This window comes from Bacillus cereus group sp. BcHK124, from assembly GCF_027712065.1.
Classification (GTDB): Bacteria; Bacillota; Bacilli; order Bacillales; family Bacillaceae_G; genus Bacillus_A; species Bacillus_A pacificus.
Map to the genome: position 1 here is coordinate 19,994 of NZ_JAQFPJ010000010.1, position 25,278 is coordinate 45,271.

Sequence of the window (25,278 nt, forward strand, 5' to 3'; positions counted from 1 at the left end):
CTTCCACAATTGTGGAAGGTTTCTTATTTTTCAATAACACTCATATTTAAATTGTAAGCTTTCTCAATGCTTAATTTGTACGTTCCATTTCCAGTTTTAATCGAATTTTTATACCAATGTTCTTGTTCGTTTAATTCTGGATTTTCTTCTGAAGTATTCTCTTCTTTTTTCGTTAAATCTTCAACTTGTTCCCAAGGTGTGTTTCCTTGGGATTCTTTTTTGTTTGTTATGGCGATTAAAGATACATCGCTTTCTTTCGTTAAATGAACAGATACATTTGAACTTTCCTGTACAAACCAATTATTTTGTAATTGACCTGGATAAAGGGATAGTTCGTTATTTGAAGCACGAACTTCTACATTTTTATTTTGTGGAAGAACGAGTGTCGGTTTGACCTGTGGTGCGGAATTCCATAACGTATGTTGAACTGGTAATGATTTTAAAGTGATATACATCGTTTCCCCGGCTGTTTCAACGGAAAGAAAATCTTCTTGTTTTAAATTAAGTTTTTCATTAGCTTTCGTCGTCATTTCATATGTTCCAAGAAGATGAATTTGATTTGTATCATTTCCCTCTATTGTTAGAGGGTACTGTCCTGCATCCACTACAATTTTTTTGATAGATTCAGGTATATTAAGTTGTCCACTTGGAATATTACTCGTTTGGCGAGTGGTATGAATAGAATGACGAACTTCATCTAGCAATCCAGTTGATAATAAACAGTAAAAAGCAATGCCAACACTTCCTAAAACACCGATAAAGAAAATACTAAAAATATCATATTTAATAAATGATTGTTCCTTCTTAGAAAATAGAAGGTAAAGTAAAATTTCCACGCCAAGTATAATAAGTAAAACAGGCCACCATGCTGTTAAGGAATCTAATACCTCAGTACCTTTTATAACTGAAAATAGTAAGAAGCAACCTAATGCAATAATAGAAAGCCCCATTGAAAATGTTCCAACGCGCCATGTTCTCATTCTTTCGTACCACCTTTATTTTCTTTATTTCCAAGTAACAATTTAAAGCCGCCACCAATTAAGAGGAGTGCAACGATAGATGTTTGGAAATAGCGATAATACAGCTCGCTAAGATGAATGTTAAATATAGTTGCGAAGTAATCATTCAAAATAGGAAGGACTGTTTGATCTAATAAATAATAACCCCCGAGTGTAATTAACCCGATACCGATCCATCTTTGATGATTAATAAAATAATCAATGATAGGTTCGTCATGTACACGTTCTTTTCCATACTTTGCAGTTTGCTGTAAAGCGTCAAAGAAGCTATAGAACCAAATGATTGGTACTAAAAATAAAAACGCTGAAAGTCTTAATAAGTCAAGTAAATAAATGGAAAGTAAAAAGGCTGCCATAAGCTGGAGGCCTCGTCGCTGTAAGCCTAAATACATATGTCCCGCTCCAGGAAACATCGCTAAAATAGAAGCGAATGTTTTACTTTTCTTTCCTTGTTCACGGTGCTCTTCAAAATCTTCAAAAATAGTGCGGTCAACTAATTGCTCACCACGTTCTTTTTTCTGGAGTTGCTGAACAACATCGAAGAAATTATAAATCCATAAAACAGGTAACGTCACGAGAAAGATAAGGAAACTTTCTTGAGATGTTAAAAGGGCAACGAAAATGATCATACTTCCGATTCCTGTACAAGCTACTAAAAATGTAAGTCCACGTTGCATAAGCCCTAATTGAAAATGACCAAGTCCAGGGATGATGGAAAGAAGAATGATATAAAATCGTTCGCTCTCTTTAGAGGACTCTGTTAATTCTCCGGTTGCTTGTTTTTTCGATTGGTTAATAATCGTGATAACTAAATCTAGTAAGTTGACCACCCATAACACGGCTAGTAAAAATAGAGAAAGAAAAGCAATATCACGCGCTCCCAATGCTATTGTACAAAATGCTGCAAAGATAAATAGAAATACAGCCCCTCCGCTATATACAATAAACCGTCCAAATTTCTTTAAATATAAATGTCCAAGCCCAGGAATTAGCCCTAATACAAGTGCTAAAAAGGGGTTTTTATTCATGCTTTGAACCTCCGTTCTTTTTTGATGTGTCTACCGATTTGTTTACAATTTGTTGTGAGATAGAAGACTCGTTATGTTTTGAAGATTTCTCGAAATTTGATGTCGCTGTGAAAATATATTGGAATAAACCACTTACCATAAAAATAATTGTAGCTGCGGTTGCAATTATGTAGTGAATAATCGTTCGCTTTAATGAGTTTGTTTTTATATTTTCATTAGGTTGTAGCGTTTTAAAATTAATTTGCGTCATAACTTCGTTCGTAAATGAATCATCATTTATCATTGGAAGGTTTTCCTGTTGTTCATCAATACTTTCCATATAAAGCGCTAAACAATGATCACATTCATAAAGATGTTCTTCCATAGATTCACGTTCATTACTTTCTATAACATCTAATGTATAATTGCGCCAATCTTCTTTTGAATAATGCATCATAGAAACTCTTCCTCCTTCCAATGTTTTTTAATCCATTTTCTTGCCCGATACAGTTTCATTTCGACTGTTTTCACTTCGATATTTTCCTGCAAAGCAATTTCGTAATAACTTTTTTCTTCTAAGTAATGTGCGAGAACGACATCACGGTAATTATGGGGAAGTTCTCTCAGTTTTTGAGCAATTAGTAATTTTTGTTCTTTCGTCAATAATAAATCCTCAATATTTTGAGAGGATTTTATATTTTCCTCAGTTTCTTTACATAAGGAGAGTTCTTCGTTTTCTCTAGCTTTTTTTCTCTTATAATCAATAGCGTGATTGGTGGCAATACGCGCCATCCACGTTTTTAATCCGCGAAATTGATAATTTGGGAGAGAGGCGTGAATTTTTACGAATACTTCTTGTGTAACATCTTTCGTATCTTCTTCATGTCTTAAAATAGAAAAGATAACTTGGAAAATATAGTGACGATATGTTTGCACAAGGATACGAAAAGCATGTTCGCTTCCTTGCTGTGCTTTTTCAATTAATTGTTTTTCCTCAATGGGTCTCTCCCTCCTTTTTGACGCATTCTATTATATAGACGTAAAGAATGATAAGTCACCCTACACATTTTGTAAAAAAAGAATAATATATTTTTTGCAGGTGAGCTAGATGAAAAAAGGTGTGAAAAAATGGTAAAGAGAAGTATATAATGAGCAAGTAGGAAATGTTACAGGGAGAAAGGATGTGAGTGTTAGTAGGGAAAGGTCCATACTAACAAACATGAAAATTAAAATATTAATAGCAGATGATAATTCTTTTATTAGAGAAGGCATGAAAATTATTTTAAATACATATGAAGAGTTCGAAGTAGTAGATACAGTAAATGATGGGAAAGAAGCAGTGGAATATTGCAAAAAGAACGACGTTGATATCGCCCTTTTAGATGTTCGCATGCCAAATATGAACGGGGTAGAGGCGACGAAAGTCATTTGTGAAGAGACGAAAACGAAGCCGCTAATTTTAACGACGTTCGATGATGATGAATATATTTTGGACGCAGTGAAGAACGGGGCAAAAGGTTATTTATTAAAAAATAATGATCCAGAGCGTATTCGTGATGCGATAAAAGGAGTATATAACGGCCAAACAGTTATGCAAGATGTAGTTCTAGATAAAATTAAGTCTAATTTAATGGAAAGTAAAGAGGAAGAATGTAAAATAGATAAAAGTCTTTTTACTGAAAGAGAGCTGAGTATTATCGCATTAATTGCAAAAGGCTTTTCGAATAAAGAAATATCGAAGCAACTTTTCATATCAGAAGGAACGATTGCAAATTATATTACGTCAGTTTTAGGGAAAACTGGACTGGAACATCGCACACAAATTGCTATTTATTACTTAACAGGGAAAGTTGATTAAAGGTATGGAATTTTGGTTAATTGTAAGTAAATTAATTGTATTTATATATATTGTGTTTAGTTACATTTATTTAAATGTTGCAAACTTACCATGGATTATACTGACTTTGCTTTTATATCTTTCTGTAAACGTGCTAATCTCTATATGTAAAAAAGATACGTACAAAAACATATTAACTTCTGTGTCGATTGGCTTAGTTATGTTATTTACATGGAAGATTCATCCGTTTTTCATTTTGTTTTTACCATTGAACTTATATGAAATTATATTTCGTTATATAGAGAAGAAATGGCAACTCTTTATCATTATGATGATTCCTATTATATTTACAAATGAAAGCATTCGAATGACATATGGATTAATTGTTGCATTTTCTTTCCTCGTATTAACGATGGCAGAACGGTATATATCGCGCGTATTAAAGCTTGAATCACAAAATGATAAGATGCGAAAAGATATGCAGCGGCTGACGAAAAGCTTAAATGAAAATAAAGAGTACATAAGACAATCAGAGTACACATTTAAGTTAGAAGAGAGAAACCGGTTATCACAGGAAATTCATGATAAAATTGGCCACTCGATGACAGGGGCACTCATTCAAATGGAAGCAGCAAAGAGATTAATGGGGATAGATAAAGAAAAATCTGCCGAGTTATTACAAAATGCAATTCATATTTCAAAAGATGGTATTGAAAGCATTCGGATTACATTAAAAAATATGAAGCCACCAACTGAGCAAATTGGCATTCATCGTATGAAATTATTCATAGAGGAATTTGCCGGTAAGCATGATATAAATATTCCTTTCGTATATAAAGGGAATTTAGATATGATTTCACCGATTCAGTGGAAGATTATCGGTGAAAATGTTACGGAGGCATTAACAAATGCGATGAAATATGCTGATGCGACAGTCATTTCAATCGATATTCATGTACTTAACAAGATGGTGAAAGTGCAAGTGAAGGATAATGGAAAAGGTGCAACACTTGTTAAAAAAGGTCTCGGGATTATGGGGATGGAGGAACGAACGGCGTCTGTAAATGGTAAAATTATTGTAGATGGAACAAGTGGTTTTTCAGTAACAATGTTACTGCCGATATGAGAATGAATCATCTCATATGAAAAAAGTGAATAATCTCATGTGAAAAGAATGAACTTCTGCACTGAGCAGGTTCATTCTTTTTGTTTATACTAAAAGCAGAGAAACCGAAATAGGGGTGAAACGATGAATACTTTAGAAATTAAAAATTTAACGAAAAAATTTGGTGATTTCATCGCAGTTGATAATATGTCTTTATCTATTAAAGAAGGAGAAATATTTGGCTTTTTAGGATCGAATGGTGCTGGTAAAAGTACAACGATAAATATGGTTGCTGGCTTGCTAAGAAGTAATGAAGGTGAAATTAGCATACTAGGAAAAAATATAAAGAAACATAATCGATTTGCGAAGATGAATATCGGTATCGTTCCGCAAGATATTGCGATTTATGAAGAGCTAACTGCCTATGAAAATGTGAAATTCTTTGCTGGATTGTATGGGTTAAGGGGTGCTGAGTTAAAAGCGAGAGTGGAGGAAGCGCTTCAATTTGTAGGGCTTAGCGATAAATATAAAAGTTATCCGAAAAACTTTTCAGGCGGGATGAAACGAAGGCTGAATATTGCTTGTGCGATTGCTCATAGACCGAAGTTAATTATTATGGATGAGCCGACAGTTGGAATTGATCCACAGTCAAGAAACTATATTCTCCAGTCTGTTCGGAAATTAAATGAAATGGGAAGCACGATTATTTACACGAGTCACTACATGGAAGAAGTAGAAGAGATTTGTACGAAAATCGCAATTGTTGATCACGGTAAAGTAATTGCAGAGGGCACGAAAGAACAGTTAAAAGCGATTATTACGGATACGAAAGACATTTGGATTGAAGTGAAGTCAGTAGAAAATTTAGATGTAGAACAGTTAAAAGAAATAAATGGAGTGAAAGCTGTTCAAATTGATGAGAATGTAATTAAAGTAAACTCGGATGCAGGGTTAAACAATTTAAATAAAATTATTCAGCACTTCATTAATCATGACATTGAAATTCGTTCGTTAGAGGAGCAGGCTCCAAACTTAGAAACAGTATTCCTTACGTTGACTGGAAGAAACTTACGAGATAAATAAAAGGTAAATGAAGAAAAGGTAAAGGGAGGTTCATCCATTGAACATCTTCAATATTGCAATTATGCATATGAAAAGAGATTTCAGGGACGTAAGAACTTTAGTTTTTATGTTAGCATTTCCAATTGTGCTTATGCTTGTATTAGGAACAGCATTAACAAACGCATTTAATAGTGATAGTCATTCAATTAAAGATATACAGGTGCTATATAAAGATGGAGCAAGTAGTACGTTTTCTCAAGCATTTGAAGCATTTGCGAAAGAAGTTGATAAATCAGGTATTCATTTTAAAAAAGCTTCTGGCAGTATAGATGGGAAAGAAGAAGTGAAGCAAAATAAATATGCTGCTTATGTAGAATTAAATAAAGATGGCGCAAAATTGTACGGAAGTGACAAAAGTAGTATTGAGGGAAGTATTGTGGAAGGCATGCTTACAACGTTTGTTGATAAGTACAATGTAGCAGCCGAAGTTGCAAAAGTAGATCCTAGTAAGGTGAGCGCAGTTATTTCAAACGGAAATCATAATGATTATATAAAAGAAACATCTTTACAAGCAGCGAAAAAGCCAGGTTCTATGGATTACTATGCAGTTGTAATGACGACGATGATTGCACTATATGCAGCGATGGGAGCCAGTTCTTTAATTCGAGGAGAACGAATACGTAAAACAGGAGATCGTCTCATTGCTGCGCCTATAAGTAAGGCTGAAATATTCATTGGAAAAGTACTTGGGAGCCTAGTAGCAAATGCTCTGTGCATATTGCTTGTCATGTTATTTAGTAAATTTGTTTTTCAAGCGAATTGGGGCGACCATCTTGGAATTATATTTATTATTTTATTAACACAGGTTTTTCTAGCAATTAGCTTCGGTTTAGGGATCGGATATATTACGAAAACAGCTGAAGCATCGAGAGCAATTATTATGGTAGTCGTGCAATTAGCTTCTATTTTTGGTGGTGCATATTTCGTAGTAGAAGAAAATTTCGTTACGAATTTATCACCATTAACGTGGGCAAATACAGCTGTTATGAAAATTATCTACGCGAATGATGTTGGGGCAGCACTGCCGGTAATAGGTTTAAACCTTGGAATTTCGGCACTCTTTTTATTAATTGCAATTATTGCATTACGTAGACGGGAGGGGCTATAGTATGAAAGATATTTTATGGCTCATACAAAAAACGTTATCTGTACTTTTGAAAAATAAAAAAAGTTTATTTATTATTATTAGCTTGCCAATAATAGGAACGCTCATCGCCTTTTCGGAATACGGAAATGTAGGGCAAGGAACGTTAAATATCGGGGTTATAAATAAAGAAAATCAACCTATAGCAAATGATACAGTGAAATTTTTAGAAGGATTAAAGCATGTAAATGTAAGTAAGATTAAAGATTCTGAAGTAGAAGATAAACTCACTTCAAAAAAACTTGATGGTGTTATTACATTAGATTCTGGTTTTTCCGAAAGTGTTCGAGAAGGGAAACCTGATCATATTGAAATCTCATCGATTAAAGGTGATCAAGTAACAGGATTTATAAGGTCCTATTTATATAATTATATTGATAATATAGCAGCGATTAGTAAAGTTGCAGGAACAGATCAAAGTGCATTTGATACTATGTACGCAGGGTATCAAAAAAGTGCATTTAAAATGAAAACTGAAACATTAGAAGATACTTCGAAAAATAAAGATATGACAACCCAAACGATAGGTTACCTTATTATGTTTATGTTGTTTTCAGCAGCGAACTTATCGGGTCATATTTTAAAAGAAAAAGAGAATAGAACATATTTTAGACTCTTATCAACACCGATAGACGGAAAGAAGTTCATATTATCTAATGTTGGGGTAAATATGATGATACTAACAGTACAAATTCTAATTACAACTTTATTCCTAACGAATGTTTTTCATACGAATATCAATATGCCTTTCATAGTGATGTTGGGCGTACTCATGTTATTTGCTTTAATAGCAATTGGAATATCATTAGTCCTTGTCGCTTTTTCGAAAAACTCAGCGTCAGCAAATGCAATGCAAAATATGATTATTGTACCGACATGTTTACTGGCTGGATGCTATTTCCCGTATGACATTATGCCAAAAGCGGTACAAAAAGTAGCTAATTTCCTTCCGCAGCGCTGGTTATTAGACACGATAGCAAAACTACAGCAAGGAATTCCATTCGCTGAGTTGTATTTAAATATTTTCATTTTATTCGCTTTTGCAATTGCATTCTTCTTAATTGCGATTTATAAATTTGGAAGAAATAATGATGCGAGGAACTTTGTTTAACAAAAAAAGGTGTGGCGTAGTGCTACACCTTTTTTGTTTTGTAATTTAGAGTATCTTTTGTAATATAGGAATGCTTTTGTAGAGCACTTCGTTATGTGAAGCATGCACAACGCATTTATTTCCCTCTAGGAGAAAAACGCTATGTAAAATAGCGTTCCCGTCACCATGTTTTGTAAGCATATCACCGACGACTTTGCCGTCTGTCCATTTCAGACTAGAATATGAAGGAACGACTTGTAAATATTGAATGGTTTCCTCTCCATCTCCAGCAATGAGTGTAGTTTCAATATTTCTTTTTTGTATCATAAATCTATTTTTATTTAAATTATCGAGGAAAGGGTTTTTCGTTTTCATTTTACTATAAGGAATAAATGTAATTGAAGATCCAGATTTTATAAATAAATAATTCCCGTAATCTTTACACGGAATAACATCTTGTAATCCTGGAAAGTAAAGATGTATCGCCTCAACTGTATTCATTTTATATAAGGTGCTTAAGTAGTGAATGTATTGTTCCATATAAAAATGAACGATATTTATTTTAGAAGAGGCATGGACAGGGAGACTACCTCCAGTCCAATAACTATAATTTGCCGGAGATCCAGCGCTTGGTGTACAGAGTATGATAAGTTGATTTACATCATTTTTATATTCTTCACTTTGAACGTAAGAACGTCCAAGAAGTCCTCCCATACTATGACAGATTAGATTTAGTTTATCGCGCCCTGTAATTTTTTTAGCATAAGCAATCGTTTGTAATAAATATTTTTGTGTAGAAAAAATAATCCGCTGACGCCAGTCATAAAAACAAATAAATAGGTTTTTATTTCGTTCATAGCCCATACTTTCTAACATCAAAATAAATGGCTCATAAACAAATGCAGATAGTCCGAAGCTCCAATCACCAGTACCCGGAATAATAATATTATTCATTGAACCGAAAAGTCCAGGGACAAAAACAATAGGTGTTTTTCCTTTTCTCATATTCTTCGCTCCTTTACCTGTTTAACATCGATGAAAATGAAGAAATACATTCCGTATGAAAATATATTTAAATGAAACACTACAGAGTAGAATGTAATTTGAGCGGAAGGAAATTAAAATGATTAAAAAAATATTGCGAGTTACTTCTATTATTGTTGCTATTGTTGTTTTTATTTTAATTTGCATGCATATCGATGTTACCTTAGGTAGAAAAATGGAAGCCGGGAAAAACATGCCGACAGAGTATGCACCTCATTATAGTGACTTTCAATTATATGTAGAAGGGAAGTCATTTTATAAACAGTTATTTACTGATATAAGAGAGGCGAAGAGATCTATTTATACGTACTTTTTTATTTTGTCAGATGATAAAAGTAGCCATACTTTTTTAAACTTATTAAAAGAAAGGGCAAAAGAAGGAGTAAATGTCTATTTATCGGTTGATCGCATTAATGATTTATCATTTGAAAGAAAGAAGATAAATGAATTGCGGGAAAGTGGTGTACATTTTACATATAGTAGAAAACCTGAATTACCATTCGGGTTTTATTCACTTCACCATCGTAATCATCGCCGTATTACGACGATTGATGGAGTGATTGGTTATACGGGTGGTTTTAATATAGGGGATGAGTACTTAGGAAAAGATAAGCGATTTGGATATTGGCGTGACTATCATGTGCGACTTAAAGGAGAGGGCGCAAAAGATTTAGAAGAACAATTCGCTTTAGATTGGAAACGAGATACGAAAGAAAAGATAAAAAGAAGTACGAATAAAGCGAGTAAAGGGAATACATTACATACGATGGCTAGTTACAATGGACATCACGTCGCTGAAAAATATATAGAATTAATAAAAGAAGCAAAGCATTCAATTGTCATTACAACACCTTACTTTATAGCCAAAAATAAAGAAGTAATGAATGCTTTAATGGAAGCACAAAAACGTGGAGTTACTGTAAAAATACTTTGGTCATATAAACCAGATATTCCTCTTATTAAAGAGGCGGCGTATCCGTATATTCGCCAAGCTGTTAATAATGGAATTAAAGTATATGGTTATAAAAAAGGGATGTTTCATGGCAAATTAATGCTTATTGATAATGAACTAACTGTTATTGGTACGACAAATTTTACTTCGCGAAGTTTCAATATAAATGATGAAATGAATTTGTATATTCATGGTGGTTCAATTGTAGGACAAGTTAATGAGGCGTTAACGGAGGATTTTCATAATTCAAAAGAAATGACGAAAGAATTTTTTGAGAAGTTATCGTTTTGGGAGCGTTGTAAGGAAAAGTTGGGGGGATTGGCTGATTTTTATTTCTAAAGTTTAAAGAAAGGGAGTCTTTTATAGACACCCCTTTTTTATGATTAATAATTATTTTTCATGCACGAGCAATGAGGCATCATCATTAATCAACGTCCCCACATGTTCACCTAAGCAAATTCTTTTCATTACTCCAGGCTCATCAAAGTTAAAGACGTGTGCTGGTAAATTATAATCACGGGCAAGCAATAAAGCGGCTTGATCCATTACTTGTATGTTTTGCCTAACAATATCGTTATAGTTTAGTTTTTTGTACATTTTTGCTGCTTTATTATGTTTTGGATCACTAGTAAAGACGCCATCTACTCCTTGTTTTGCGACTAATATAGCATCACTATTCATTTCAATAGCCCTTTGAACACTTGGGTAATCTGTCGTAACGAACGGTTGCCCGTTACCACCTCCAAAAATAACGATATACCCGTTATCTAAATGGTGGATTGCACGTAGGCGAATGTATGGTTCAGCTACAGCATTAAACGGGATGGAAGTCATAACGCGCACTTCTGTATTTGTTTTACTTGTTAAAACACCGCGTAGCATTAAGCTGTTAATGATTGTACCTAACGTACCGATATTGTCAGCTTCTACACGATCGATTCCCCATTCTTCCGCTAGATGACCTCTAAAAATGTTCCCGCCTCCAATGACGATAGATACCTCAATATCTAAATCAACGATGGATAAAATTTCGTTTGCGATATGTTCTAATCGTTTGGAGTTAAAGCTATTTCCGGTTTGATCGGCAAGTGCACCGCCGCTTAATTTAATTAAGACACGTTTATATGGCCTCATAACAATTCCCCCTATATAGATCGCAATAAAAAAGGAACAAAGGCGAATGCCTTTGTTCCTTTTTAAGAAAATGAAAAAGAAAAGAAGAAGATAGAACGAATTTTTGCACATAATTTTTCATATCATCCACTCCTTTTCATTTTGATTTGTTGTAAGTATATATCTTTTTGATTATACGAAACAATCTGATTACTTATCAAGTATATTTTATAGTTTTTTAACAAAATGGTGTCAATGAAAAAAAGAAGAAAAATATTTGAATTTTTTGTGACGAACTTGTAGGTTTTTGTATGATTTTGTAGGTTCGCTTATAAGATGTGTGAGTAGCGTTTATAAATTCAAATTGAAAGCGTTCGCATGAAGGGGATGAACATAAATGAAAAAATTCGGATTGGCAACACAAATTTTTGTGGCGCTTGTTTTAGGGATTGTAGTAGGGGCAGTCTTTTATGGCAATAAAACGGCGATTTCTTATATTACACCAATTGGGGATATATTTATTCACTTAATTAAGATGATTGTAGTACCAATTGTTATTTCAGCATTAATTGTTGCAGTAGCTGGTGTAGGCGATATGAAGAAGCTTGGGAAACTAGGCGGGAAGACAATTCTTTATTTCGAAATCATTACGACAATCGCTATTTTAATGGGGTTACTTGCGGCGAATATATTCCAGCCGGGTACTGGCGTTGATATGAATAACTTACAGCAAAGTGATATTTCTTCTTATAAACAAACAGCAGATGCTACAGAGAAGCAAGGATTCGCTGAGACGATTGTTCATATCGTACCGAAAAATGTATTTGAATCGATTGCACAAGGTGACTTATTACCGATTATTTTCTTCTCAGTATTATTCGGCTTAGGAGTCGCAGCAATTGGGGAAAAAGGAAAGCCTGTTTTTAACTTTTTTGAAGGTGTACTCGAAGCGATGTTTTGGGTTACAAATCAAGTTATGAAATTTGCACCATTTGGTGTATTCGCATTAATTGCTGTTACGGTTGCAAAATTTGGTGTAGCAACACTACTTCCTTTAGGAAAACTAGTGCTAGCTGTATACGTAACTGTTATACTATTCGTTGTGATTGTATTAGGTATAAATGCAAGAATGGTTGGCGTAAACATTTTTACGTTAATGAAAATTTTAAAAGAAGAACTTATTCTTTCATTTACGACAGCAAGTTCAGAAGCTGTTTTACCTAATATAATGAGAAAAATGGAAGAGTTCGGTTGTCCAAAGGCAGTTGCCTCTTTCGTAATTCCGACAGGTTATACATTTAACTTGACTGGATCGGCTATTTATCAAGCGTTAGCGGCATTATTTGTTGCACAAATGTACGGTGTGCACATGTCACTGACAGAGCAAATAACGTTATTATTCGTTCTCATGTTAACATCCAAAGGTATGGCGGGAGTTCCAGGTGCATCGTTCGTTGTTGTATTAGCAACGTTAGGTTCAATGGGGTTACCACTAGAAGGTATCGCGTTAATTGCGGGGATTGACCGCATTTTAGATATGATTCGCTCATCTGTCAATGTATTAGGGAATGCATTAGCGGCCATTGTTATGTCGAAGTGGGAAGGCGAATTCGATAATGAGAAAGCAAAACAATATGTAGAAACAGTCAAAGAAACAAAAGCAGCATAAGAAATCGTTAAGGAGTGAATAAGTATGGCAACATTAACTGAAGTTAAAAATGGTGTTCGAATTGAAAAAGATTTTTTAGGTGAAAAAGAAGTACCAAACTATGCATACTACGGTGTACAAACAATGCGTGCAGTTGAAAACTTCCCAATTACAGGATACAAAATTCATGAAGGTTTAATTAGAGCATTCGCAGTTGTAAAAAAAGCTGCAGCGCTTGCGAATACAGATGTAGGAAGATTGGAATTGAACAAGGGCGGCGCAATCGCAGAAGCTGCTCAAGAAATTCTTGACGGGAAATGGCATGATCATTTCATCGTAGACCCAATCCAAGGCGGAGCAGGTACTTCAATGAACATGAATGCAAATGAAGTCATTGCCAATCGTGCTCTTGAATTATTAGGAATGGAAAAGGGAGACTATCATTATATTAGTCCAAATAGTCATGTAAACATGGCGCAATCTACAAACGATGCATTCCCAACGGCGATTCATATCGCTACATTAAACGCATTAGAAGGTTTATTACAAACGATGGGCTATATGCACGATGTATTTGAATTAAAAGCAGAACAGTTCGATCATGTGATTAAAATGGGTCGTACACATTTACAAGACGCTGTGCCAATTCGTCTTGGGCAAGAATTTAAAGCGTACTCTCGTGTGCTTGAACGTGATATGAAACGAATTCAGCAATCACGTCAACACTTATATGAAGTGAACATGGGAGCAACTGCAGTTGGTACAGGCTTAAATGCAGATCCAGAATATATTCAAGCTGTTGTAAAACATTTAGCTGCAATTAGTGAACTACCACTTGTTGGTGCGGAAGACTTAGTAGATGCAACGCAAAATACGGATGCATATACAGAAGTATCAGCAGCACTGAAAGTATGTATGATGAATATGTCTAAAATTGCGAATGACCTTCGCTTAATGGCATCAGGTCCACGTGTTGGTTTAGCAGAAATTATGTTACCGGCTCGTCAACCAGGTTCATCTATTATGCCAGGGAAAGTAAACCCTGTTATGCCAGAGGTAATTAATCAAATTGCGTTCCAAGTAATTGGTAATGACCATACAATTTGTCTTGCTTCAGAAGCAGGTCAATTAGAATTGAACGTTATGGAACCAGTACTAGTTTTCAACTTACTTCAATCAATTAGCATTATGAATAACGGTTTCCGTGCCTTTACAGATAATTGCTTAAAAGGAATTGAAGCGAATGAAGATCGCTTAAAAGAGTATGTTGAGAAGAGTGTAGGAATTATTACAGCCGTGAACCCTCATATCGGTTATGAAGCAGCAGCTCGCGTTGCGAAAGAAGCAATCGCGACAGGGCAATCCGTTCGAGAACTTTGTGTGAAAAATGGTGTACTGTCACAAGAAGACTTAGAATTAATTCTAGATCCATTCGAAATGACGCACCCAGGGATTGCAGGAGCAACTCTTTTAAAGAAAAATTAACAGAAGAGGGGGGACAAGCCCCTCTTTTTTGTTTACAATATAGAAATGCTATATATGAATAGAGGTAGGGATGTTATGAGTAAGTTTACAGTAGCTTCTAATGGTTCATTAGAAACGACATTAAGAGGAGTAGAAGTATTATCAACACCACTTTTAAATAAAGGGGTTGCTTTCACGCAAGAAGAAAGAGAAGAATTAGGTTTAAAAGGGTTATTACCGCCAGCAGTTTTCACATTGGAAGAACAAGCACGCCGAGCATACGAACAATTTTGTTCTCAGCCGGATGATTTATTAAAGAATGTATACTTAACAGCGTTACATGATCGAAATGAAGTATTATTTTATCGTATTTTAACAGATCATTTACGCGAAATGTTACCAATCGTATATACACCAACTGTTGGTGTAGCGATTCAAAGATATAGTCATGAATATCGTAAACCACGTGGTGTGTATTTATCAATTAACGATCCGTCAGGTATTGAAGAAGCGTTCGCCAATATTGGTGCAACAGCAGAAAATATTGATTTAGTCGTTGTAACTGATGGGGAAGGTATACTTGGAATTGGTGACTGGGGCGTTGGTGGTATTAACATCGCCATCGGAAAATTAGCTGTTTATACGGCCGCGGTTGGAATCGATCCTAGTCGTGTATTACCGGTAATTTTAGATGTAGGTACAAATCGTGAGGAACTATTAAACAATCCATTTTATATTGGAAATCGTCACCCTCGTATAACAGGTGAAGCTTACGATGAGTTTATTGATACATTTGTACAAGCGGTAAATAAACAATTCCCGAAAGCACTTTTACATTGGGAAGACTTTAGCTCTCGAAATGCACGAAAAATTTTAGATAAATATCGTCATGATATTTGTACGTTTAATGATGATATTCAAGGTACAGGTGCAGTTTCACTTGCTGCTGTGCTATCGGCAGTGAAAGCTTCGGGTGTACCACTAAGTGAACACCGCGTTGTTGTATTTGGTGCTGGTACGGCTGGAATCGGTATCGCAGATCAAGTTAGAGATGCAATGGTCCGCGTAGGTGTATCAGAAGAAGAATCGTATAAGCGTTTCTGGTGTATTGATCGTAACGGATTAGTTACAGATAATATGAAAGATCTTCTTGATTTCCAAATGCCGTATGCAAGAAAAGAAGCGGAAGTAAGTGAGTGGAAGCAAAATGGTGTAATCGGACTTGCTGAAGTTGTGAAACATGTAAAACCGACAATTTTAATCGGTACATCAACTGTTGCAGGCGCATTTAAAGAAGAGATTGTTAAAGAAATGGCTTCTCACGTAGAAAGACCAATCATTTTACCGATGTCGAACCCGACGCCACTTGCTGAAGCAAAGCCAGCCGATTTAATCAAGTGGACAGAAGGAAGAGCGTTAGTTGCAACAGGAAGTCCATTTGAACCAGTTACATACAACGGTGTAACGTATGTGATTGGACAATCAAATAACGCACTTATTTTCCCAGGTCTTGGTCTTGGAACAATTGTCGTACGTGCAAGCGTCATGACGGATGGCATGTTCGCAGCAGCAGCTGAAGCAGTTGCGAGCATGGTAGATACAAGTCAGCCAGGAGCACCTATTTTACCAGAAGTTGAAGAGTTACGTAATATCTCGGAAATGGTAGCAATTGAAGTAGCGAAAGTTGCTGTTGCAGAAGGTGTTGCTAGAGAGAACTTAAGTGATAACGATATCAAGATTGCAGTGAAAGAAGCAATCTGGGAGCCTGAGTATCGCCAAATAAAAGCGGTAGAAAAGGTTAGAATATAGAAATAAAGCCCGTTTATAAATATAAGCGGGCTTTCACTTTTATTATTGAAAAAAGAATATAGGAAGTGGCACCTTTGAATTGGAATCAATTATGGAAGAAAGACATATCCCTTTTAATTATATTAATGGTTGTTGTTCCGATTGCTGGAGAGCTTAATTTTCATCCTTTTAATGATACGTTTCGCGTTAGCTTTGGTACGCCGTTATTCTTCTTTTTATTACTATTTTTAAGAAGAATACCAGCAGGAGTTGCAGGTATTGTTGTTGGTATATGTGTAGTCTTATTCCGCGTATGTCTTGACTGGGTCATGCAAGGTTCATTTCATATGACAGAATCATTTTATTTGCGCTATCCTGTGTTTTTTTATTATTTTATTTATGGAAGTCTTTTTTCACTTTGCAGGGTAAATAAGTTCCATCAGAAACCAATTATTATTGGATGTCTTGGAATTTCAATTGAAATTGTTGCAAGTATGTCGGAACTTGCGTTTTATCACATGTTAGTACTAGGTACAACAATAACAATTTCTGAAGTAAATAAACTCATCATTATTGCTATTTTTCGTAGCTTTTTTGCACTTGGCTTTTTAAATATGATGAATTTATATGAAACGAAATTAAAAGAATCACAAGTGCGAAAAGAAAATGAAAAAATGTTAATGCACTTATCCAATTTATATGTAGAATCTGTTCATTTGAAAAAAACGTTACAAAATGCAGAATTAATTACACAAGAAGCGTATCAATTATATCGGAATTTACAAGTAAGCGATCATTCGAATGGTAAAACTGCATTGAAAATAGCAGGAGAAGTGCATGAAATAAAAAAAGATAATCAAAGGATTTTTGCAGGATTATCTAAACTGTTATTAGATAAAAATGTGGCTGAGTACGTAGAAGGTCATGAGCTTACAGAAATGATTGTAAGAATAAATGAAAAGTATGCTGAAATGCTAGAGAAAGATATACGTTTCTCTAAACATATAGAAGGCGAGCATGCTGCATATCACGTGTATACAGTGCTATCAATTTTTAATAATTTAGTTGCGAATGCAGTTGAAGCAATTGAAGATAGAGGACTCATTCGTATTAAGTTATATAAACGAGAGCAACATGTAATCTTTGAAGTAATTGACGATGGCCCTGGTATTGCGCAAAAGTATAAGAAATTAGTATTTAAGCCCGGTTTTACTTCAAAGTATGATCAAACAGGAACGCCGTCCACAGGTATTGGACTTTCTTACATATATGAAATGGTAACAGAGCTCGGCGGAGAAGTAAGGTTAGAAGACAATGAAAATGGGAACGGGTGTAAGTTTATCGTTTGTTTACCGGAGTGCAGTTTAAAGCGGGAAGGGGAATAGGTTTGTTTTATTATATTGTAGATGATGATGAAGTTTTCCGTTCGATGCTTTCGCAAATTATTGAGGATGGCGATCTTGGGGAAGTAATTGGAGAATCGGAAGATGGGGCTTTTGTTGAAGCAGAACAGCTAAATTATAAAAAAGTGGATATTTTATTTATTGATTTACTCATGCCGGTGAGAGACGGTATTGAAACAGTTCGTCATATAGCGTCTTCATTTACTGGGAAAATTATTATGATTTCTCAAGTTGAATCGAAACAGCTCATTGGTGAGGCATATACACTTGGTGTAGAATATTATATTACCAAACCACTCAACAAAATAGAAGTAGTATCTGTTGTACGAAAAGTGATAGAGCGTATTCGTTTGGAGCGATCTATATATGACATTCAAAAATCATTAAATAATGTATTTCAGTGGGAAAAGCCGCAAATGCGTAGTGAAACAGTGCAAGAAGGGAAAAAGATATCAGATTCAGGACGCTTCTTACTAGCAGAACTCGGTATTGCGGGAGAGAACGGAAGTAAAGATTTACTTAGTATGCTGGAATATTTATATGGACAAGAAAAGGCGCAAACATTTGAATTTGGATTTCCTGCGTTAAAAGATATTTTCCACCAAATTACACTGAAAAAATTAGGGGAAATAGCTTCAGATGCAGATATAGAGAAGGAGAAAAAAGCATCTGAACAACGTGTAAGAAGAGCGATTTATCAATCATTGAATCATTTAGCTTCCCTTGGATTAACAGACTTTTCAAATCCGAAATTTGAAAGTTATGCTCCGAAGTTTTTTGATTTCACTGTAGTTAGAAAACGGATGACAGAAATGACAAAGGATGGGGTAGCGACTTCTGGACATATACGAATTAATACGAAAAAATTTATTCAAGTGTTGTACTTTGAGGCGAAACGACTGATGGAGATAGAGTGAAAAGGTGCTTATAAATAAGCATCTTTTTTTGTTAAATCAACATTTTATATTTTCTCGTGAAGCATGTAAAATGTTAAGTAAGAGAAAATGGTTTTACATTAAGGAAGTGTTAAAACAATGAGTTTTACATTAAATAAATCGATTATTAAAGAAGTATGTGGAGAAACCTCATATAAAAGAGGCGAAGCTTATTATAAATCAAATAAAGTAATCGTTAATTACTATGATGAAACGAAAGAAATTTGTGAGGCGACGGTAAAAGGGAACGAGGATTTTCGTGTTACGGTAGAAAAAGCTAAAAAAGGTGATGTTGTTGCGAGATGTAGTTGTCCTTCATTAGCGTCTTTTCAAACGTACTGTCAACATGTTGCAGCCGTACTAATACAAATAAATTATAACCAACAAACGGGTGGAATGGGCTCTGTTAGTAACAGAAATGATCAATTAACAAACGGGATGTTTCAGTTATTTGCAGACAAACCACTGAGGCCAAAAAGTAAACAACATCGGTTTGATACACGTGAAATATTAGATGTTGCGTTTATATGTTCACCAGTAGCGAAGAAAAGCGGTGGGGCTCTTCTTGGAATTCAGTTAAAACTTGCGAAAACATATTTTATAAATCATATTAGAGAATTTCTTTCTAAAGTGGAGAAGAGAGAGGCTTTTCATTGTTCCAATGAATTTACATATACGCCAGATGTACACAGTTTTAAACAAGAAACAGACGCGATTATACAACAACTTATTAAAATATATCATAACGAAAAAATGTATGAAGATGCACTAGAAGTACATGCGAAACAAGATGAAAGTATGATATTTATACCGCCAGCTTCATGGAATGATATGCTCTCTGCACTTTCTAGAGCCGAGTATGTACAGTTGAAACAAAATGAGCAACTGTTCCAGGGATTACACATTTCAAAAGGGTTATTGCCATTACATTTTGAGTTTACGAAAGGGAATAATGGCGGGTTTACCCTTCATATAGACGGTCTAAATCGTGTTCGAGTTATGGAGATGTATAACAACGCTCTTTACGATGGGAAATTATATCATTTACCTATGGAAGATTGTATGCGACTTATTGAATTGCAAAAGATGATGAGTCGCTCAAATAGCAATCAGTTTTATATTCCTGAAAATAAGATGGAGCATTTCGTAGCGAAAGTTGTGCCTGGATTAATGAAACTTGGAACAGTGCGCATTGATGAAGTCATATCCGATCGTGTTGAAACGCCGTCGTTAAAAGCAAAGCTATATTTAGATCGAGTGAAAAATCGTTTGCTAGCAGGTCTTGAATTTCATTATGGAAACGTTGTGATTAATCCGCTAGAAGAAGACGGGCAACCTTCTGTTTTTAATCGTGATGAGAAAAAGGAAAAAGAGATTTTAGACATTATGAGTGAAAGTGCCTTTGCGAAAACAGAAGGCGGTTACTTTATGCATAATGAAGAAGCTGAGTATAACTTTTTATATCACATTGTTCCAACGTTAAAAGGTTTAGTTGATATTTACGCGACAACAGCAATCAAATTACGCATTCATAAAGGGGATACAGCGCCACTTATTAGAGTGAGAAGGAAAGAAAGAATTGATTGGTTGTCATTTCGTTTTGATATAAAAGGAATACCGGAAGCTGAAATTAAAGGTGTATTAGCGGCTCTTGAAGAAAAACGGAAATATTATCGGCTTGCGAATGGTTCTTTATTATCACTAGAGAGCAAAGAGTTTAATGAAATTAATCAGTTTGTAAAAGAATCAGGTATTCGAAAAGAATTTTTACATGGGGAAGAAGTGAATGTTCCGCTTATTCGGAGTGTAAAATGGATGAATGGACTACATGAAGGTAATGTTTTAAGTTTAGATGAGTCTGTTCAAGATTTAGTTGAAAGCATTCAAAATCCGAAAAAGTTAAAGTTTACAGTACCGCCAACTTTACATGCTGTAATGAGAGAGTATCAAGTATACGGGTTCGAATGGATGAAAACACTCGCCTATTACCGTTTTGGCGGTATTTTAGCAGACGATATGGGACTTGGAAAAACGCTGCAAAGTATTGCTTATATAGATTCTGTTTTGCCTGAAATTCGGGAGAAGAAGCTGCCTATATTAGTCGTTTCACCGTCCTCGCTTGTTTATAATTGGTTTAGTGAATTGAAAAAATTCGCCCCACATATTAGAGCGGTTATTGCAGATGGAAATCAAACAGAACGACGAAAAATCTTAAAAGACGTAGCGGAATTTGATGTCGTCATTACGTCATATCCATTACTGAGAAGAGATGTAAGGTCATATGCGAGGCCATTTCATACACTATTTCTTGATGAAGCACAGGCATTTAAAAATCCTACAACACAAACTGCAAGAGCAGTGAAAACAATTCAAGCTGAATATCGTTTTGGACTAACGGGAACGCCTGTCGAAAATTCATTAGAAGAGCTATGGTCTATCTTTCATGTCGTATTTCCAGAATTATTACCAGGAAGAAAAGAATTCGGTGATTTAAGGCGTGAAGATATTGCGAAGCGCGTAAAACCGTTCGTATTAAGACGATTAAAAGAAGATGTATTACAAGAGCTTCCAGATAAAATAGAGCACTTACAGTCATCGGAGTTATTACCGGATCAAAAGAGACTATATGCTGCTTACTTAGCGAAATTAAGGGAAGAAACATTAAAGCATTTAGACAAAGATACGTTACGTAAAAATAAAATTAGAATTTTAGCTGGCTTAACGAGATTAAGACAAATATGTAATCATCCTGCTTTATTCGTTGATGATTACAAAGGGAGTTCAGCTAAATTCGAGCAACTGTTAGACATACTAGAGGAATGTAGAAGCACTGGTAAGAGAATTTTAATCTTTTCTCAATTTACGAAGATGCTGTCCATTATTGGTCGTGAATTAAATCGTCAAGCAATTCCATACTTTTATTTAGACGGGAATACACCTTCGCAAGAACGTGTAGAACTATGTAATCGGTTTAACGAAGGAGAAGGAGACCTATTCCTCATTTCTTTAAAAGCTGGTGGTACAGGTCTTAACTTAACAGGCGCTGATACGGTTATATTATACGATTTATGGTGGAATCCAGCTGTTGAACAACAAGCAGCAGATCGGGCATATCGAATGGGGCAAAAAAATACAGTACAAGTTATTAAATTAGTAGCACACGGAACCATTGAGGAAAAAATGCATGAACTACAAGAGAGTAAGAAACATTTAATCGCTGAAGTGATTGAGCCAGGAGAAGAGAAATTATCATCAATCACGGAGGAAGAAATTCGAGATATTTTAATGATCTAATAAAAAAAGCTATGCCTTCAAATGTATGAGGGTATAGCTTTTTTGTTGTAATAATTATATTTTGTTTTGTACAAAGTAAAGAAATCAAATGTTATTTCAATTATTTCTTTGTACCTTTACTTTTGTATGGCTTTGCTGCTTTCTTTTTCTTTGCGCTTGATTGCCAACGGTTCCATCCTTTACTTCCTGTACCTTGTCCTACACCTTTTTTCGGTTTTGCTTTCGTTTTACTCATATAATCACTCCGTTATATAAAAATCTTATTTGATAATAGTCAATGATTTAGAAAATACTCTTTATAAATGACTATGTTTGTTTTAAGTAAAAACAAACTGCTTGAATGCTATAGTATATCATGAATTTGCAAGTAAACTGAAAGGAATTACAAAGAAAATGAAAATAATACGAAATACTGCGGATTCTATATTTCGGACGATTACATTAATTGTTGTATATATGTTAGTTTCTGTTAGTGAGACGTTTTTTGGAATACCCAGACAAAAGAAGTAAAGAAGGTATATTGGAAACAATCAATAAAGCCGTAAAATAAAGAATTGAAAAACATTTTAAAACTTTTTGTTGACTTTCTTTATTTTTTGTATAGAATAATCATTAATAAAATGTTTCAGAGATGTGACAACAAAACGACTATGAAAGGACGAGTAGTAGTAGGACGTAGTCTAAGCGAGTCAGGGGTGGTGTGAGCCTGATACGAAGCCTATTATGAAGAACCTCCTGGAGTTGCTAACCGAAATCCCTTTACAGGAAAGTAGACTTAGCCGGGAACTTCGCCGTTACAAGAAGAACAGTATCGAGATATTTCATCTCCGTATTGTATAAGTGAGCAACCTCTGTTGCTAATTTGGGTGGTACCGCGGAACCAAAGCCTTTCGTCCCAGTTTTTTGGGAAAGAAGGGCTTTTTTTGTTGGCTTCTTTTCACAACATCCAAACATTTTAGGAGGAAACCACCATGTATCAATCATTAATGACAGTAAGAGAGACTCAAATCGCAATTAAGGAAGTTAAAACATTTTTCGAGGATCAATTAGCAAAACGACTTGAACTATTCCGTGTATCTGCACCATTATTCGTAACGAAAAAATCAGGACTAAACGATCATCTAAACGGTGTAGAACGTCCAATTGAATTTGATATGTTACACTCAGGAGAAGAATTAGAAATTGTGCACTCACTAGCAAAGTGGAAACGATTTGCACTGCATGAATATGGATATGAAGCTGGTGAAGGTTTATATACAAACATGAACGCGATCCGTCGTGATGAAGAGCTTGATGCAACACATTCTATTTACGTTGACCAATGGGATTGGGAAAAAATCGTTCAAAAAGAATGGCGTACTGTAGATTACTTACAAAAAACAGTACTAACAATTTATGGAATATTCAAAGATTTAGAAGATCACTTATTTGAAAAATATCCGTTCCTTGGGAAGTATTTACCAGAAGAAATTGTGTTCGTTACTTCTCAAGAACTAGAAGATAAATATCCAGAATTAACACCGAAAGATCGTGAACATGCAATTGCAAAAGAACACGGTGCAGTCTTCATTATCGGAATTGGTGATGCACTTCGTTCAGGTGAAAAGCATGATGGACGAGCAGCTGATTATGATGATTGGAAATTAAACGGTGACATCTTATTCTGGCACCCAGTACTACAATCTTCATTCGAATTATCATCAATGGGAATTCGTGTTGACAGTAAATCACTTGATGAGCAGTTAACGAAAACAGGTGAAGACTTCAAACGTGAGTACGATTTCCATAAAGGTATTTTAGAAGACGTACTACCATTAACAATTGGCGGTGGTATCGGACAATCAAGAATGTGCATGTACTTCTTACGTAAAGCACATATCGGTGAAGTTCAATCTTCTGTATGGCCTGATGATTTACGTGAAGCTTGTAAAAAGGAAAACATTCATCTGTTTTAATAGAAATGGGAGAGGATAGCTCAAAGAGTTATCCTCTCTTTTTTATGGTGTAAACGAATGGTTTACAGTGGATTTTACTAATGGTTTCTTTCTTTTATATCTCTTTTTATGTAATAATTTGTTAAAGGAGGGGACGTTATGAGCTTAGGAGAGCAGTTGAAAAAGCTAAGAGAGTCAAAGGAATTTTCACAAGAGGATGTTGCTAAAAAGATTGGTGTAACGAGGCAAGCGGTATATAAATGGGAAAATGATAAAAGTTATCCTGATATTAATAATTTAATTTTACTGAGCGAAATGTATAATGTTACGCTCGATGAGTTAATAAAAGGGAATCAAAACATGAAAGAAAAAATACATATTGATGAAGAAGATGAGGATTTTGAGGAAGAGAATGAATTTGGTTTTTATATTGGATTTGGTTTGTTAATTATGAGTGCTTTCGTTGATTATGAAAAAATACAGGTGGTTGTATTAGGAGTTGCGCTATTCATGATGGTTTTTTACTCTGATGTTAAGAAAGTTATTTTGAATGAGTTCAGATCGTTTTTTAAAAGAAAAGATATATATGATAAGAAGTGAGAAGAATCAGTTATATTTCCTAGGAAAGAGTAAAAGAAGCAATTGAATTGCTTCATAATGATTTTAGGATATTGATAGTATGTTAAAAAGTTCAAACAAGCATAACCCCGTTCTCAAGCTAGGACGGGGTTCAAAATCTAAGTTTTTATGAAGCGATAATTTCTTTCAAATATTTTTACTTTAGTAAAGACTTCTTATAAAACATTACTTATTTATTACCGAGTTCTTCCGCTAAACCGATTAAAATTCCTTCCACTCCACGAATGTAGCAGAGACGATACGAGTTCTCGTACTGAACTACTTCGCCAACGAGCTCTGCACCATGCTTAGTGAGTCTCGATACCATTTCGTCAATATCTTGAACGGTGAACATGACGCGTAGATAACCGAGAGCGTTTACAGGAGCATTTCGGTTATCTGCTATAGTAGGAGGGTTGAGAAATCGCGAAAGTTCAATTCGACTGTGGCCATCTGGAGTGACCATCATAGCAATCTCTACGCACTGAGAGCCGAGTCCAGTTACGCGACCAGCCCATTCACCTTCGACAGTGGCTCGTCCTTCGAGGTTCAAGCCAATCTCCTCGAAGAAAGAGATTGCGTTATCAAGAGATTCTACAACGATGCTGACATTGTCCATTCGTAGTAATTTGTTTTTTGCCATAGTCTTATCTCCTTATGTATAAAAGTTTATTATTTAATCATCTTCATAATTATACTACTAAGTAGTTACAAATTCCTTTCAGTCAAAAACACCTTGTCACAGTATAGGAAAATGTGAC

Annotated in this window: 22 protein-coding genes and 1 other annotated feature; of the genes, 14 read left to right on the forward strand and 8 right to left on the reverse strand. The window is 35.0% G+C overall.

Translation table 11 applies throughout. The features are described from left to right. Positions 1–23 precede the first annotated feature (23 nt). Genes exsE through PDK19_RS16255 form a run of 4 tightly spaced genes read right to left on the reverse strand, consistent with a single transcriptional unit; the run spans position 24 to position 2,962 of the window. On the reverse strand, positions 24–980 hold the full coding sequence (exsE, locus tag PDK19_RS16240) for an exosporium protein ExsE (RefSeq protein ID WP_001261397.1): 957 nt from the start codon (positions 978–980) through the stop codon (positions 24–26). Then, a complete protein-coding gene (locus PDK19_RS16245; RefSeq protein WP_001039105.1) occupies positions 977–2,047 on the reverse strand; it encodes a hypothetical protein in 1,071 nt (356 codons plus the stop codon). Before PDK19_RS16245 ends, exsE begins: the two co-directional genes overlap by 4 nt. Next, the gene (locus tag PDK19_RS16250; RefSeq protein ID WP_000972364.1) at positions 2,040–2,483 is read right to left on the reverse strand and encodes a hypothetical protein; all 444 of its coding nucleotides are present in this window, start codon (positions 2,481–2,483) and stop codon (positions 2,040–2,042) included. The genes PDK19_RS16245 and PDK19_RS16250 overlap by 8 nt, the downstream gene beginning before the upstream one ends. Beyond that, positions 2,480–2,962, reverse strand: a complete 483-nt coding sequence (locus PDK19_RS16255; protein ID WP_001195481.1) for an RNA polymerase sigma factor — start codon at positions 2,960–2,962, stop codon at positions 2,480–2,482. The genes PDK19_RS16250 and PDK19_RS16255 overlap by 4 nt, the downstream gene beginning before the upstream one ends. Before the next feature lie 283 nt (positions 2,963–3,245). On the opposite strand from PDK19_RS16255, the gene PDK19_RS16260 reads away from it, so the two are divergent. The 5 genes from PDK19_RS16260 (at position 3,246) to PDK19_RS16280 (ending at position 8,345) form a co-directional block, all read left to right on the forward strand. Then, a complete protein-coding gene (locus tag PDK19_RS16260; RefSeq protein WP_014893862.1) occupies positions 3,246–3,884 on the forward strand; it encodes a response regulator transcription factor in 639 nt (212 codons plus the stop codon). 4 nt (positions 3,885–3,888) lie between these two features. After that, entirely contained in the window at positions 3,889–4,989 is a 1,101-nt protein-coding gene (locus PDK19_RS16265) for a sensor histidine kinase (protein ID WP_270707590.1), read from the forward strand. Positions 4,990–5,112: 123 nt separating this feature from the next. Then, positions 5,113–6,051 (forward strand): ABC transporter ATP-binding protein, encoded by a 939-nt coding sequence (locus PDK19_RS16270; RefSeq protein WP_001093843.1) that lies wholly within the window; start codon positions 5,113–5,115, stop codon positions 6,049–6,051. Positions 6,052–6,088: 37 nt separating this feature from the next. Then, entirely contained in the window at positions 6,089–7,198 is a 1,110-nt protein-coding gene (locus tag PDK19_RS16275) for an ABC transporter permease (RefSeq protein WP_001020174.1), read from the forward strand. A 1-nt stretch (position 7,199) separates the two neighbouring features. After that, positions 7,200–8,345: an ABC transporter permease gene (locus PDK19_RS16280; protein WP_049112621.1), complete on the forward strand. Its 1,146-nt coding sequence runs from the start codon at positions 7,200–7,202 to the stop codon at positions 8,343–8,345. A 45-nt stretch (positions 8,346–8,390) separates the two neighbouring features. Here the strand turns inward: PDK19_RS16280 and PDK19_RS16285 are convergent, their stop codons facing one another. Beyond that, positions 8,391–9,329, reverse strand: coding sequence for an esterase/lipase family protein (locus PDK19_RS16285; RefSeq protein ID WP_001225403.1), 939 nt, complete (start codon positions 9,327–9,329; stop codon positions 8,391–8,393). A gap of 118 nt (positions 9,330–9,447) precedes the next feature. Here PDK19_RS16285 and cls point away from each other — a divergent pair, with 118 nt between their 5' ends. After that, positions 9,448–10,659 (forward strand): cardiolipin synthase, encoded by a 1,212-nt coding sequence (gene cls / locus PDK19_RS16290; RefSeq protein WP_000591936.1) that lies wholly within the window; start codon positions 9,448–9,450, stop codon positions 10,657–10,659. A gap of 51 nt (positions 10,660–10,710) precedes the next feature. On the opposite strand, the gene pyrH is transcribed toward cls, so the two are convergent. Further along, positions 10,711–11,454 carry a UMP kinase gene (gene pyrH, locus PDK19_RS16295; RefSeq protein WP_001248048.1) on the reverse strand — a complete coding sequence of 248 codons (744 nt, stop codon included), beginning with the start codon at positions 11,452–11,454 and terminating at the stop codon, positions 10,711–10,713. Between the two features lie 376 nt (positions 11,455–11,830). Here pyrH and PDK19_RS16300 point away from each other — a divergent pair, with 376 nt between their 5' ends. From PDK19_RS16300 to PDK19_RS16325, 6 genes are all read left to right on the forward strand, one after another. Further along, positions 11,831–13,102: a cation:dicarboxylate symporter family transporter gene (locus PDK19_RS16300; RefSeq protein ID WP_000713289.1), complete on the forward strand. Its 1,272-nt coding sequence runs from the start codon at positions 11,831–11,833 to the stop codon at positions 13,100–13,102. 24 nt (positions 13,103–13,126) lie between these two features. Further along, on the forward strand, positions 13,127–14,566 hold the full coding sequence (gene aspA / locus PDK19_RS16305; protein WP_000224208.1) for an aspartate ammonia-lyase: 1,440 nt from the start codon (positions 13,127–13,129) through the stop codon (positions 14,564–14,566). Between the two features lie 75 nt (positions 14,567–14,641). Continuing rightward, the gene (gene malS / locus PDK19_RS16310; protein WP_270707593.1) at positions 14,642–16,354 is read left to right on the forward strand and encodes an oxaloacetate-decarboxylating malate dehydrogenase; all 1,713 of its coding nucleotides are present in this window, start codon (positions 14,642–14,644) and stop codon (positions 16,352–16,354) included. A gap of 65 nt (positions 16,355–16,419) precedes the next feature. Continuing rightward, positions 16,420–17,718, forward strand: a complete 1,299-nt coding sequence (locus PDK19_RS16315) for a sensor histidine kinase (protein ID WP_270707596.1) — start codon at positions 16,420–16,422, stop codon at positions 17,716–17,718. Between the two features lie 2 nt (positions 17,719–17,720). Next, positions 17,721–18,653 carry a response regulator gene (locus PDK19_RS16320; RefSeq protein WP_270707599.1) on the forward strand — a complete coding sequence of 311 codons (933 nt, stop codon included), beginning with the start codon at positions 17,721–17,723 and terminating at the stop codon, positions 18,651–18,653. Between the two features lie 117 nt (positions 18,654–18,770). Next, positions 18,771–21,965 (forward strand): DEAD/DEAH box helicase, encoded by a 3,195-nt coding sequence (locus tag PDK19_RS16325; protein WP_014893859.1) that lies wholly within the window; start codon positions 18,771–18,773, stop codon positions 21,963–21,965. Between the two features lie 100 nt (positions 21,966–22,065). Here the strand turns inward: PDK19_RS16325 and PDK19_RS16330 are convergent, their stop codons facing one another. Then, a complete protein-coding gene (locus PDK19_RS16330; protein ID WP_000047591.1) occupies positions 22,066–22,200 on the reverse strand; it encodes a DUF3934 domain-containing protein in 135 nt (44 codons plus the stop codon). Between the two features lie 406 nt (positions 22,201–22,606). After that, positions 22,607–22,866: a binding site (T-box leader), on the forward strand. A gap of 70 nt (positions 22,867–22,936) precedes the next feature. Between PDK19_RS16330 and asnA the strand changes: the two genes are divergently transcribed. Both asnA and PDK19_RS16340 read left to right on the forward strand, forming a co-directional pair. Beyond that, positions 22,937–23,920, forward strand: a complete 984-nt coding sequence (gene asnA, locus PDK19_RS16335; protein ID WP_000284908.1) for an aspartate--ammonia ligase — start codon at positions 22,937–22,939, stop codon at positions 23,918–23,920. Positions 23,921–24,058: 138 nt separating this feature from the next. Next, the gene (locus tag PDK19_RS16340) at positions 24,059–24,499 is read left to right on the forward strand and encodes a helix-turn-helix domain-containing protein (protein WP_014893858.1); all 441 of its coding nucleotides are present in this window, start codon (positions 24,059–24,061) and stop codon (positions 24,497–24,499) included. 208 nt (positions 24,500–24,707) lie between these two features. Here the strand turns inward: PDK19_RS16340 and PDK19_RS16345 are convergent, their stop codons facing one another. After that, positions 24,708–25,160: a VOC family protein gene (locus PDK19_RS16345; RefSeq protein WP_001107263.1), complete on the reverse strand. Its 453-nt coding sequence runs from the start codon at positions 25,158–25,160 to the stop codon at positions 24,708–24,710. Between the last annotated feature and the right edge of the window lie 118 nt (positions 25,161–25,278).